10 protein-coding genes are annotated in these 12998 nt (G+C 69.1%); 2 read left to right on the forward strand and 8 right to left on the reverse strand.

Features of this window, described 5'->3' with window-relative positions:
* Positions 1–121: 121 nt before the first annotated feature.
* The 7 genes from ITJ67_RS00875 to ITJ67_RS00905 all read right to left on the reverse strand — a co-directional run bounded on the left by ITJ67_RS00875 (position 122) and on the right by ITJ67_RS00905 (position 8524).
* A complete protein-coding gene (locus ITJ67_RS00875) occupies positions 122–1696 on the reverse strand; it encodes an AMP-binding protein (protein ID WP_201297771.1) in 1575 nt (524 codons plus the stop codon).
* A gap of 156 nt (positions 1697–1852) precedes the next feature.
* The gene (locus ITJ67_RS00880; RefSeq protein ID WP_194676440.1) at positions 1853–2266 is read right to left on the reverse strand and encodes a RidA family protein; all 414 of its coding nucleotides are present in this window, start codon (positions 2264–2266) and stop codon (positions 1853–1855) included.
* 47 nt (positions 2267–2313) lie between these two features.
* Positions 2314–3387: an acyltransferase family protein gene (locus tag ITJ67_RS00885; protein ID WP_160074953.1), complete on the reverse strand. Its 1074-nt coding sequence runs from the start codon at positions 3385–3387 to the stop codon at positions 2314–2316.
* Between the two features lie 243 nt (positions 3388–3630).
* Entirely contained in the window at positions 3631–4665 is a 1035-nt protein-coding gene (locus ITJ67_RS00890) for an ABC transporter permease (protein WP_160074955.1), read from the reverse strand.
* Positions 4662–5681 carry an ABC transporter permease gene (locus tag ITJ67_RS00895; RefSeq protein WP_194676441.1) on the reverse strand — a complete coding sequence of 340 codons (1020 nt, stop codon included), beginning with the start codon at positions 5679–5681 and terminating at the stop codon, positions 4662–4664. Before ITJ67_RS00895 ends, ITJ67_RS00890 begins: the two co-directional genes overlap by 4 nt.
* Complete coding sequence (locus ITJ67_RS00900; RefSeq protein ID WP_194676442.1) at positions 5678–7366, reverse strand: sugar ABC transporter ATP-binding protein; 1689 nt, start codon at positions 7364–7366, stop codon at positions 5678–5680. The genes ITJ67_RS00895 and ITJ67_RS00900 overlap by 4 nt, the downstream gene beginning before the upstream one ends.
* 75 nt (positions 7367–7441) lie before the next feature.
* A complete protein-coding gene (locus ITJ67_RS00905; RefSeq protein ID WP_104332923.1) occupies positions 7442–8524 on the reverse strand; it encodes a substrate-binding domain-containing protein in 1083 nt (360 codons plus the stop codon).
* Positions 8525–8950: 426 nt separating this feature from the next.
* Between ITJ67_RS00905 and ITJ67_RS00910 the strand changes: the two genes are divergently transcribed.
* Positions 8951–9718: a hypothetical protein gene (locus ITJ67_RS00910; RefSeq protein WP_194676443.1), complete on the forward strand. Its 768-nt coding sequence runs from the start codon at positions 8951–8953 to the stop codon at positions 9716–9718.
* 189 nt (positions 9719–9907) lie between these two features.
* Here ITJ67_RS00910 and ITJ67_RS00915 read toward each other — a convergent pair whose 3' ends face one another.
* Positions 9908–11242 (reverse strand): uracil-xanthine permease family protein, encoded by a 1335-nt coding sequence (locus ITJ67_RS00915; protein WP_194676444.1) that lies wholly within the window; start codon positions 11240–11242, stop codon positions 9908–9910.
* Between the two features lie 194 nt (positions 11243–11436).
* On the opposite strand from ITJ67_RS00915, the gene ITJ67_RS00920 reads away from it, so the two are divergent.
* Positions 11437–12987 carry an NCS2 family permease gene (locus tag ITJ67_RS00920; RefSeq protein ID WP_194676445.1) on the forward strand — a complete coding sequence of 517 codons (1551 nt, stop codon included), beginning with the start codon at positions 11437–11439 and terminating at the stop codon, positions 12985–12987.
* Positions 12988–12998: the final 11 nt, after the last annotated feature.

Here is a 12998-nt window from a genome sequence, read left to right on the forward strand (position 1 = left end):
CCCGCCCGCCTCCCTGCCCCCGCCACGCGTGCTCCTCTCGCCGAGGGCTGAGTTGTGGTCGCTCCGCGGCCGTCTTGACGACCACAACTCGTCCCTGGGCGGGAGTGGGTGCCCGCGCGCGTCAGCGCCCGCGGAGGTCCTTGCGCAGGATCTTTCCCGAGGTCGACTTCGGGATGACGTCGATGAACGCGACGGCCCGCACCTTCTTGTGCGGCGCGACGTGGCCTGCGACGAAGGCCTCGACGCCCGCCTCGTCGAGTGGCGAGCCCTCGCGGCGCACGACGAACGCCTTGGGGATCTCCTGCCCGTCGGCGTCCAGCGCCCCGACGACGGCCGAGTCGGTGATGTCGGGGTGCGTGAGCAGCAGCGCTTCGAGTTCGGCGGGCGCGACCTGGTAGCCCTTGTACTTGATGAGCTCCTTGAGTCGGTCGACGATGGTGAACTCGCCGAGCGGGCCGACCGTGGCGATGTCGCCGGTGTGCAGGAACCCGTCGCTGTCGACCGCCTCGTGGGTGGCGTCGTCGCGGCCGAGGTAGCCGAGCATGATCTGGGGCCCGCGCACCCAGATCTCACCTGGCTCGCTCTGCCCGTCCTCGACCGCTTCGATCTCCTCGCCAGTCTCGACCGAGACGAGCTTCACCTCGGTGTTGGCGATGGGCACGCCGACGGACCCGAGTGACATGCCGGTCTCCGTGGGCGGGAGCACGTGCGTGACGGGGCTCGCCTCGCTCATCCCGTAGCCCTGCCTCGTGCGGGTTCCGATGCGGTCTGCGACGGCCTTCATCAGGGCCGCGTCGATGGGGGCTGCTCCGGAGAAGACGGACCGCACGCTCGAGAGGTCGAAGGTGTCGATGAGCGGATGCTTCGCGAGCGCGACCGCGATGGGCGGCGCGATGAAGAGGTACGTGCATCGATGCGTCTCGATGATGCGGAGGAACTCGCCGAGCTCGAACTTCGGCATGGTGACGAGTCGCGCGCGCTTCTTGATGGCGATGTCGAGGAGCACGGTCATGCCGTAGATGTGGAAGAAGGGGAGAAGGGCCAGCACGACGTCGTCGTCCTCGACGTCGAGGACGGGGTAGGTCTGCACGACGTTGGCGACGAGGTTCGTGTGGCTGAGCATGACGCCCTTCGGCTTGCCCGTCGTGCCGGAGGAGTAGGGGAGCACGGCGACGTGTGTCGCTGGGTCGAAGCTCACGTCGGGGGCGGGGAGGCCCGCGCCGAGCAGCTCGCGGAGGTCGTGGTAGCCCTCTGCGCCGTCCAGGACGATGATGGCGTCCTGCTCGAGGCCGGCGGCGATGGCGCCGGCATGGGCCTGCTGGAGGAGGGGGCTCACCGTGAAGAGGAGCTTCGCGCCGGAGTCGCGCAGCTGCGTCTCGATCTCCTCCGCAGTGTAGAGCGCGTTGATGGTGGTGGCCGTCGCGCCGGAGCGGAGGATGCCGTGGAACACCGACGCGAAGGCCGGGACGTTCGGGCAGTGCAGGGCGACGACGTCGCCGATTCCGAGCCCGCCCCCGGCGAGCGCGCCCGCGATGAGCTCGATGTGCTGCTTGAGGGTGCCGAAGGTCGTCTCGGCGCCGGTGGTGCCGTCGACGATCGCGGTGCGGGCGGCATCCGCTTCGCTGAGCTCGGAGAAGAGGAAGTCGAAGACCGAGACGTTCGGGATCTGCTCGTCTGGGTAGGGGCTCTTGAACACGGCGATCTCCTTTGATCGATACGCAGGCGGCACGGTGGGCGGATTGCGCCCGTCCGCGCCTGTCAGGTGGGTGCACGTCTCGCACCCGCTGCCCATACTGCTGACCGCAGATGGGAGCAACCCCAGCGACCCGCTCAGGAGGACTCCGCCGGCGGGTTACGCCCCGGGGGCGACGGCGGCCACCGCTTCGATCTCCACGAGCTGGTCGTCGTAGCCGAGCACGGTGACGCCGAGGAGGGTGCTCGGGACGTCGTGGTCGCCGAACGCGTCGCGGACGACCTCCCACGCGGTGACGAGGTCGGCTTGCGAGGTGGATGCGACGAGCACGCGGGTGCTGGCGACGTCGCTGAGCTCCGCCCCGGCTTCGGCGAGGGCGACGCGCAGGTTCTCGACGCACTTGGCTGCCTGCCCGGCGTAGTCGCCGATCGCGGCGGTCGTGCCGTCGTCGTTGAGCGGGCAGGCGCCTGCAGGGAAGATGAGGCGGGCGCCGGGGGCGACGGCGGAGGCGTAGGCGTACTCGGCGGCGTCGCTGAGCGTGCTGGCTCGGATGAGGGACACGAAGTTCGACACGGGGCGTTCTCCTGCGGTGGCGGTTGCTGGTGGGACGGGGAGGTGCTTCAGGCTGGCGGTGCGACGGGAGCGGTGCGCTTCGCGAACTTCGGAAGCACGAAGAATGCATCCACGATTCGGAAGCGACGCAGCCAGCACGCGAGGTAGGCAACGGCGAGGGCGCCGAAGAAGCAGAGCGGCAGGGAGATGTTGGGGTTGGTGACGCCGAGCTCGAGGAGCATGTTGGTGATCCACACCTGCGTCGGGAAGTGCACGAGGTAGAAGACCACCGAGTTCCGACCGATGTACTGCAGCCACCTGGCGCGGTCGTGGCTCTGGCCGGTGTGCGCGCCGGTGGCTCGTCGCACGGCCATGACCGTGCCGGCGATGCCGGCGATGACGACGGGCAGCAGCTCGAGGCGGTGGGCGTCGAAGCCAGCTGTCATGGCGTTCGCGTAGCCCCGGTTGCCGGCGATGATGAACGCCCCGAATCCGGTCGCCACGGCGAGGCACACCCACATGAGGGTGCGCGTCTCGAAACGGGAGAGTCGCGAGCCGAGCCGCACGCAGAGGTGGCCGGCGAAGAAGAACCCGCCGTAGTAGGTGAGGTTGGAGATGTCGCCGTCGGGCAGCGGCCAGCTCGCGAGCCACAGCACGGCGGGCACGACGGCGAACCAGGTCCCGGGGATGCGGGCGAGCAGTGGCGCGACGGCGTAGTAGACCGCGAGGAAGAAGATGAACCACAGCCAGTTGTTGGGGATCCAGAAGAACGGGTCGCGCAGGTCGGTGTAGCCCTCGGTGAGCATGCCGATGACCATCCACACGAGGTACGGCCAGAGGAGGGTGCGGACCTTGTTCCAGTAGTAGGTGCCAGGCGGCTTCGCGAGCGAGCGTGTGAGCAGCACCCCGGAGAGCAGGAAGAGGAGGCTCATGCGGTAGGGGGCGAAGAACGAGTTGACGTCGTTCACGACGCGGCCCGAGCTGATTCCGGCGAACATCCATGGGATGGCGGTGGCGTGCAGCAGGACGACGAGGAGGATCGCGCCGCCGCGGATGAGGTCCATCCAGCGAGCCCTTGCTGCGCCGCTCTGCGCGCTGCGTGCGGCGGGCGGCTGCTTGGACTGCGGTGAGGGTGAGGTCATTGCTGGTGCGCGTCTGGTCGGGAGCTGCCGACGCGCGACGGCGAGGCTTCGGCAGTGTCCGACCCTACGCGACTCCTGGCGGTCCGTTCGCTGCCCCGCCCATGCACGGGAATCTGGTCATGCGCTTCCGGCTCGGTTTCCGGAGTGGGTCGCCTCGACTCGGCAGCGTTGTGGCCTCCTGTCGCTCCCGGTGGAGGGAACAGCAGGAGGCCACGATGCTGCGCGAGTGAGGCGGGATGCGCGCTAGCCGCGCTTGCGCCCGTAGAGCGAGATGACGACGAGGATGATGGCGCCGTAGATGAGCTGCTGCACGTTGGAGCCCAGGTTGAGGACGGTGACGAGCGTCGCGACCTGGCCGAGCACAAGCGCGCCGCCGACCGTGCCGACCACCGATCCTCGCCCGCCGAAGATGGATGCTCCACCCACGACGACTGCGGCGACGGAGGAGAGCAGGTAGCTGTCGCCCATGGTCGCGGACGCCTGCTGGAAGTAGCCGACGATGACCATGCCGGCGAAGGCGGCGAGCATCCCTGAGATGACGTACCCGGTGATGCGGATGCGGTCGACGGGGAGGCCCGCGAGCCGCGCCGTCTCGGGGGATGCGCCGACGAGGAAGAGGGAGCGTCCCCATCCGGTGTAGCTGAGGACGAGCTGCAGCACGACCATGAGCACGAGTCCGAGGGGGAGGACCGCGGCCATGGAGAAGCCGAGGACGCTGATCTGCGCGGAGGTGATCGCCGTGATGAAGTCGGGGATCTGCGTCAGCTCGGAGAAGTTGAACTGCAGCAGGATCACGCCGAACAGGAGGCCGTTCATGGCGATCGTCGTGACGATGGGGGTGAGGCCGAGCTTCGCGATGACGAGCCCGTTGAGGAGTCCGATGACGGCGCCTGCGCCGAGCGCGCCGAGGAAGGCACCGAACGGGCCGAGGGGGCCCACCATGGCGAGGAACGAGAGCGCGGAGAAGGCGATCGTGTTGGGGACGGACAGGTCGATGCCCGCCTGGATGACGGCGAACGTCTGCCCGAACGAGGCGATGGAGAGGATGATCGCGAAGGTCGCTGTGCCGATGAGCGACTCGATCGTGATGAGGTTCGGGCGGATGATGCCGCCGATGAGGAACAGCACGAGGAATGCGACCAGCGGCCACACGCTGCGTGGGACTCGCGCGAGCAGCGACTTCGACGGCGCGTACTCGACCTCGTGGTCGCCGGGCCCGGGGGCTCCCGCGCCCGCTGTCCCCGCATTGCCGACTGCGGCCGGAACTGTTGCGGTCATGACCGTGCTTCCTTCCGAGCGAACGACAGCTTTCGCCAGACGACGGGGATGCCCACGACCGAGACGATGATGAGCGCCGAGATGACGTACTGCCAGTACGAGTTGATGCCTGCGAAGAAGAGCAGGTTGCCGATGAGGCCGAGGGTGATGCCGGCGAGGATGGTGCCGATGATGCTGCCCCGTCCGCCCGTGAAGCTGGCGCCGGCGAGGGCGACGGCGGCGATCGAGGAGAGCAGGTAGGGGTCGCCGCTTCGTGGGTCGCCGGTCATGGTGGAACCGGCGAGCATGATGGCGCCCGTGGCGGTGAGCACGCCGGCGATGCCGAAGGCGGCGAGCTTCGTGAGGCGGGCGTTGAGGCCTGCAGCGCGGATGCTGTCCATGTTCGAGCCGACGCCGTAGATGTGCCTGCCGAGCGCGCTGCGCTGCAGGACGAACCAGAGGAGCACGGCGATGAGGGTCAGCCAGACGAGGGCGACGGGCACGAAGGGGATGGCTTCGCCGCTCGTCGCGAGGTGGAACTCGGTGGTGATGTTGCCGCCTGGCCTGTCCATGACCTCGCGGGCGAGCGAGCCGAAGATGAAGGCGCTCGCCAGCGTCACCGCGATGGCGGGGAGTCCGCCGTAGGAGACGAGGAATCCGTTGAAGAGGCCGCAGGCGAGGCCGGTCGCGAGGCCGAGGAGCACAGCGATGGGGATGGGCACGAGCTCGGTCTGGGCCGCGAAGACCACATTGGAGAGGCTCATGATGGCGCCGATGGAGATGTCGATGCCGCCGACGAGCACGATGAGGAGCTGGCCGAGCGCGACGAACGCGAGCGGCACGACGAGGTTCGCGGCCGTCTGCAGCTGGAAGCGCGTCAGCAGCTCCGGGTTGATGATGAGGTAGACGATCAGGAACACGACGAACGCCGCGGCGGGGGCGAACGCGCCTTCGCGTCGCAGCCTGACGAGTCCCTGTCGGCGTGCGACGGCCCGGGTGACCGGCTGCGCCGGTGGCGGGGTGACGGTGGCGGTCATCTGCTGCTCCTCGATGTCTTCTCGCGCGCTGTCCTACCGCGCGTTGTCGTCTTCGCGGCCTCGCTCGCCGCTTCCTCGAGCTCGGCGGCCGAGACGGTCTGGATGCTGCCCGTCACGCCGACAGCGGCGCCGACGATCGCGTCCGCGGTCAGTCGCTCACCGGCGAGCTCGTCGGTGATCTGCCCGTTGTAGAGCACGAGCACCCGGTGGCAGACGTGCACGAGCTCCTCGACCTCGGTGGAGAACCAGAGGACGCCGACGCCCTGCTTCGCGAGGTCGACGATCGCGCCGTACAGCTCCTGCTTGGCACGCACGTCGATGCCGCGCGTGGGGTCGTGCAGCAGGATGACGGACCGGGAACGGTTCATCCACCTGCCGAAGACGAGCTTCTGCTGGTTGCCGCCGGAGAGCGAGCCCGCCGCCTCGAGGGGGCCGCGCGTTCGCACGGAGAGGGCGGCGAGCACGCCGTCGAGCCAGCCGCGCTCGCGGGCGAGCCGGGGCTTGCCGCCGAGCTGCCAGGCCTTGAACCAGGGCGCGAGGAGGTTCTCTCCGACGCCGAGCTCGAGCGCGAGCCCTTCCTTCTTGCGGTCTTCAGGCACGTAGCCGAGGCCGCGCCGCACGCCGCGGACAGGGGTGAGTCGGGTGACGGATTCGCCGTCGATCGTCCACGAATCTGCCGTGGCGGCGGATGCACCGAACAGTGCGCGCAGCAGTTCTGCCTGCCCGTGCCCCGCGAGTCCGCCGATGCCGACGATCTCGCCGGCGCCGATGGTGAGGGAGATGCCGTGCACGCCTTCGGCTCGCAGCCCTTCCACGTCGAGGACGTCGCCCTCGCGGGCCCGTGCGGGCGGGTCGGGGAAGAATCGCTCGGCTTTGCGGCCGGCCATGAGCGAGATGAGCTCATCGTCGGTCCAGGAGCCGCGCGAGAACTCGCCGGCGAGACCGCCGTCGCGCAGCACGATGCCGCGGTCGGCGATCTCGGCGATCTCCCCGAGTCGGTGCGACACGTAGATGACGCTGCCGCCGCGTTCGGTGAGCTCGCGGATACGGGTGAACAGCCACTCCACACCGGGAGGGGTGAGCGCGGAGGACGCCTCGTCGAGGATGAGCAGCTTCGGCTCTCCGGCGAAGGCCCGCGCGATCTCGACGAGCTGCCGGTTGGCGAGCGAGAGGTCGGAGACGAGCGCCCGTGGGTCGATCTGGGGGAGGTCGAGCGAATCGAGCAGGGCGCTCGCTGCGCCGATCGCCTTCTTCTGCGAGAAGCCGCGCAGCGGCGCCCCGTCCGGGAGGCTCAGGTTCTCGGCGACGGTCCACTCGGGCACGAGGGCCAGCTCCTGGAACGCGCAGCGCACGCCGGAACGACGCGACAGCCGCACGCTCCCTGAGGCGAGCGGCGCATCCTCGACCGTGATGGTGCCGGAGGTGGGGGTCACCGCGCCCGCCAGCATCTTCGCGACGGTGCTCTTGCCCGCGCCGTTCTCGCCCACGAGGGCGAGCACCTCGCCTGGGTGGCAGACGAAGCTCACCCCCTGCACGGCCTTGACCGGGCCGTAGCTCTTCACCAGGTCGGTCGCGACGAGGAGCGCCTCACCCGACCGTGCGGTCCCGGGGGATGCCGGCCGCGCTGCTTCCGTCTGCCCGGGTGCTGCGGCGACCTCTGCGGCGCCCACTTCACTTGCATTCATGACTCGATGTGTCCTCGCTGATCGATTCGAGTGAGAGCTGGCGGCAGCCCTGCTGGTGAGGGCTGCCGCTGTGCCCTAGGACCCGGAGTAGTACTCCATGACGTCCTCGAGCTTCAGGTCGAGGCCGGGGAAGTCGTAGCCGAGCTGGAAGTTCGCGGGGCGATCCTCGAGGCAGTAGTCGGCGGCGTTCTCAGTGGTGATCTCGAGCGGCGGGAAGAACTGCTCGCGTTCGATCTCCTGGCCTTCGAGGAGCAGGACGGCCTGTTCGAGGCCCTTCGCGTAGATCGACGGCTGGCCGAAGATCATGTTGCCCGTGAAGCCCTCCGGGGCGTACTCGACGAGGGCGCACGCTTCGCCGTTGTAGCCGGAGCCGCCGACGGTGGGGACGAAGGGGATACCGGCGGCCTTGTAGGCCTCGGCCACGCCCTGACCTCCCGTGAGGAAGGAGTAGACGCCGCCGATGTCCGGGTTGGAGCGGAGGATGTTGGCCATCGACTCCTGCGCGGTGGCCTCATTCCAGCCGTTGGTGTCCTGGGCGACGACGGATGCGCCGCCGGCCTCGAGCGCGTCGATGACGCCCGGCATGGAGCCCTCGTTGAGGGGCACGCCGGCGAGGCCCTCGAGCACCGCCACGTCCTTGTTGTCGGTGAGGTTCTCGAGCAGCCACTCTGCGCCGATGGTGCCGGCGCTGGCCCAGTCGGTGGAGACCGTGTAGACGTCCTCGCTCTCGTAGGGTCCGCCGTTGGCGATCACGGGGATGCCCTGTGCGGTCGCCTGCGCGATGGCCGGGTCTGCGCCGCTGGAGGAAGCCGGGTCGAAGAGGATGAGGTCGACGCCGTCGGCGATCAGGTTCTGCATCGCGGCGTTCTGCTGGGCCGCGTCGTTGTCGTCGGTGCGCACGATCTTGAGCTCGACCTTGTCGACGTACTCGGGGGAGTTCGCGAGCGCCTGGAGGGAGGCGAGGCCCATCTCGCGCCAGGCCTGGCCGCCGAGGGGCTGCTGGAAGCCGATGACGAACTTGCCGTCCTCGCCTCCTGCGGAACCGCCGCCGCCCTCTGCCGGTGCGCTCGTGCATCCGGCGAGGAGGACCACGGCGGAGGCCGTGGCGACGAGTGCTGTGCCCATCCTGAAGCGCGATTTGGGTCGACGAGTGTGCATGATTTCTCCTTTGAAATCTGGCGGATGCTGCTGACGGCGTGAGTGGAGTGGAGGGCCCCTGACCGAGATCCGGGGCTGTTCGCCAGCTTGCTTCGTGACACTAGCCCAAAAATGGCAGCGCTACCAGTAGCGCTGCCAAATTGGCTGTGGACAGTTATCTGAATGCGGCCACCAGCCCAGTGGCAGGTCTCCGAGAGCTGTCCCGCGCGTCTCGCCTCACCGCCCTCACCGCCCTCACCTCCCGCACCGAAACGCAGACCTGTGAGAAGTGCAGCTCCCCGAGCGCGGGAAGCTGCACTTCTCACAGGTCTGCTGGTGGCTGGTGGCCGAGGGACTGAGGAGTCAGCGGCCGGGCGTGGGGCCGCGCTCGGTAGTGTGGCCAGCGACGAGTGGATGCGACGAGTGGATGCGACGAGGGGATGCGACGTGAGATCACCTGCCGAGATTTCGGAGGCCGTCGGCGCGAAGATGCGAGACCGGCTCCAGGAGACGCTCGCGCGACGTGCCGAGCTGCTCGGCGTCGGGGTGGATGCACGCGCCGAGGCGGCAGGGAAGGCTGGCACCGGCGCATCCACCGCCGCATCGGCCGCCGCATCGGCCGTGCCGGCCGCAGCCAGCATCGGTGAGGCGGTCAGGCACGAGTGGGCGGCGCCGCCGATGCACTCCGACGCCGCCATCCGCGCGCAGACCGGGCAGGGGTGGGACGAGTGGATCGACGCGATCGACGCGGGTGTGGGGCGCGACGCGGCGCATCCGCGCATCGTCGAGTGGGTCATGGCGAACTCGGCGCAGAACGGCTGGTGGAGCCAGGGCATCGCGGTCAGCTTCGAGCGCATGACCGGTCGGCGTTTTGCCGGGCAGATGCCGGACGGCACGTTCACGGCGAACCGCTCGCGAACGCTGCCCGTCGACCGTGAGGTGCTGCGGGAGCTGATCGCCGACGACGCGGCCCGGGATGCGCTGCTCGGCTTCGAGACGGAGTTCCGCTCGAAGGTCGCGTCGAAGACCTACAAGGTGCTCCTCGCTCGCGACGGGCAGCCGATCGGCGGGCTCCTCTTCACGTTCGACCCGGCGCCGAACGGGCGCACGAAGTTCGCGATCGCGCACGAGAAGCTGCAGGTGGTCGACGAGATCGAGCTGTGGAAGGCGCACTGGGGCGCATGGCTCGACGCCCTCGAGCTGGCCCTCGCCTAGCCGCCCCCTCACCCCCCGAACGTCGAAAGCGGACTTGTGGTCGTCAAACGCGAGGTTTGACGACCACAAGTCCGCTTTCGGCAGGAGGTGAGGGGTGCGCGTAGCGAAAGGGGGCGGGATGCGAGGGGGCGGGAGAGAGAGGGCGGAGGGAGAGGGGCGGGACGAGACGGGGCGGGACGCGCGGGGCGGCTAGCGCGTGGTGCGCTCCGCATCCGCTGCCCCGTCGGCGCCGGCGACGAGATCGTCACCAGCGTCGTCGGCGTCGGAACCGCGGAGCCGGGCGATGCCGCTCATGAGGTGGTAGACGACCAGCGTCGCCACGGTGCCGAGGACGATGCCGCCGAACGTGACCTGCCCGCTGTTGATGGTGAAGTCGCCGATCGCGACGATGAGGCCGACGCCCGCCGTGAACTGGTTGGTCGGTGACGAGAAGTCGACCTTGTTCTCGAGCCAGATGCGCACACCGATGATGCCGATCAGGCCGTAGAGCGCGGTGGTGATGCCGCCGAGCACGCCGCCGGGGACGCTCGCGATGAGCACGCCCACCTTGGGCGAGAGGGCGAGGAGGATGGCGGCGATCGCCGCGACCCAGTAGGCGGCCGTCGAGTAGACGCGGGTGGCCGACATGACGCCGATGTTCTCGCCGTACGTGGTCGTGGGGGAGCCGCCGCCGAAGCCGGAGAGCACGGTCGCGAGGCCGTCGGCGAGCAGCGCCCGGCCGGCCATGGGGTCGAGGTTGCGGTTCGTGAGCTGGCCGACGCCCTTCACGTGTCCGACGTTCTCGGCGATGAGCGCGAGCACGACCGGCACGAACATGAGGTAGACGAGGAGGTGCTCGGCGGCGAAGACGGGGGTCGTGAACGTCGGGAGTCCGATCCACGCGGCCTCGTCGAGCCCGGCGAGGTCGACCTGGCCCATGAACGCGGCGACGATGTAGCCCACGACGACGCCGATGAGGATCGACAGGCGGCCGACCATGCCCTTGAAGGCGACTGCGACGACGATGACCGTCAGCAGCGTTATGGAGGCGACGATGGGGGAGGCCTCGAAGTTGTTCTTCGCGGCGGGCGCGAGGTTGAAGCCGATGAGGGCGACGATCGTTCCTGCCACGACGGGCGGCATGAGCAGGTTGATCCAGCGCGTGCCCGCGAGGTTCACGATGAGGCCGACGACGGCGAGGAGCGCGCCGACGACGATGATGCCGGCGAGGGCGACGCCCTGCCCGTCGGATGCGACGGCGGCGAGTATCGGCGCGATGAACGCGAACGATGAGCCGAGGTAGCTGGGCACCCGGTTGCGGGTGATGAGGAGGAACAGCATCGTGCCGATGCCGGAGAACAGCAGCGTCGTCGATGGCGGGAAGCCGGTGAGCAGAGGCACCAGGAACGTCGCGCCGAACATCGCGACGACGTGCTGCGCGCCGAGCCCGATGGTGCGCGGCCAGGTGAGCCGCTCCTCGGGAAGCACGATGTCGCTCGCGGGGACGTTCTTGCCGTCTCCGTGCAGTTTCCAGGGCAGTGCCACGGTGGTCTCGCTTCCAGGTCGTTCGGCGGGGTTGGGCCTGCGCGGGGGAGCGGCGCGTGACCTCTACGAGATTAGGGGATCCGGCGACCCTTGGCGCCCGCGGGGTCGCGGTGCGGTCGGCGCGCGCCGCGCGGGTCTCGCGCGCTGACTACGCTTGTCCCTGTTAACGCGAGCAGCACGATCAGGGGAGCCGCATGAGCGACAGCCACGAGTCCGCACTCGAGCAGGGACAGGCGGGAGCGGAGGCGGGCGGCGGCCACGGGCCGGCGCCCGAGCGCGCCACCCGAGTGGCGCCGACGAAGCGGGGCAGCGGGTCGTCGTTCAAGGAGCGCCTCGACACGTTCTTCGAGATCACGCATCGGGGTTCGAGCGTGCCGCGGGAGATCCGAGGCGGGCTCGTCACGTTCATGACGATGGCGTACATCGTCATCCTGAACCCGCTCATCCTCGGCGGCTTCTCGCAGGACCAGGCCACGCTGGACGTGGAGGGCGGTTGGCTGCAGGCCTCTCAGGTGGCGGCGGTCACGGGGCTCACTGCCGGTGTGATGACGATCCTGTTCGGTGTCATCGCGAACCTGCCGTTCGGTCTCGCCGCGGGGCTCGGCATCAACTCCTTCCTCGCCGTCAACGTCGTGCAGCAGGTGACGTGGGCTGAGGCGATGGGGCTGGTCGTCATCAACGGCCTGGTCATCGTGGTCCTGTCGGCGACCCGTCTGCGCGAGATGATCTTCCACGCCGTGCCGCCGCAGCTGAAGACGGCGATCACGGTGGGCATCGGCCTGTTCCTGGCCTTCATCGGGCTCGTGGATGCGGGCTTCGTCACGTCCTCTGGGAACGCGTCGCCGCCCGTCCAGCTGGGCGTCGGCGGCTCGGTGACGACGGTGCCGACGCTCATCTTCGTTGTCGGCCTCATCGTGATGGGTGTGCTCATGGCTCGCCGCGTGAAGGGTGCGCTGCTCATCGGCATCGTCGGCACGACGGTCGTCGCGGTTGTGGTCGAGGCGATCATGAAGCTCGGCCCGGCGTTCGAGAACGAGGGCGGCTGGTCGCTCAACGTGCCTGTGCTGCCGACGCAGATCGTCTCGGTCCCTGACCTCGGCCTGATCGGCGCGTTCGATTTCGGCGCGTTCGAGCGCATCGGCGTCCTGGCGGGCGTGATGCTCGTCTTCACGCTCGTGTTCACGAACTTCTTCGACGCGGTCGGCTCCCTGACGGGTCTCACCCGCGAGGCGGGCCTGCAGGACAAGCAGGGCAACTTCCCTCGCCTCAAGTCGTCGCTGGTCGTCGAGGGCATCGGCGCCGTCGCGGGTGGTGCGACGTCGAGCTCGTCGAACACGATCTTCGTCGACTCCGCGGCCGGCGTCGGCGAGGGGGCCCGCACTGGCCTCGCGAGCGTCGTGACGGGCGTCATGTTCCTGCTGGCGATGTTCTTCACCCCGCTGACGCAGATCGTGCCGCTCGAGGTCGCGGCGGCGGCGCTCGTCGTCGTCGGTGTGCTCATGGTGTCTCAGGTGCGCGAGCTGAAGTGGGACGACTTCTCGGTCGCCTTGCCCGTCTTCCTGACGATCGTCGTCATGCCGCTCACCTACTCCATCGCGAACGGCATCGGCGCCGGCTTCATCTCGTGGGTGCTCGTGCAGACCCTCACGGGAAAGGCCCGCAAGGTGTCGCCGCTCCTGTGGATCGTGGCGGTCGGCTTCCTCATCTACTTCGCCCGCGGCCCCATCGAGGGCATGTTCGAGTAACCCGGTCGGCT

The organism is Pseudoclavibacter sp. VKM Ac-2867 (assembly GCF_015351275.1).
GTDB lineage: Bacteria > Actinomycetota > Actinomycetes > Actinomycetales > Microbacteriaceae > Pseudoclavibacter.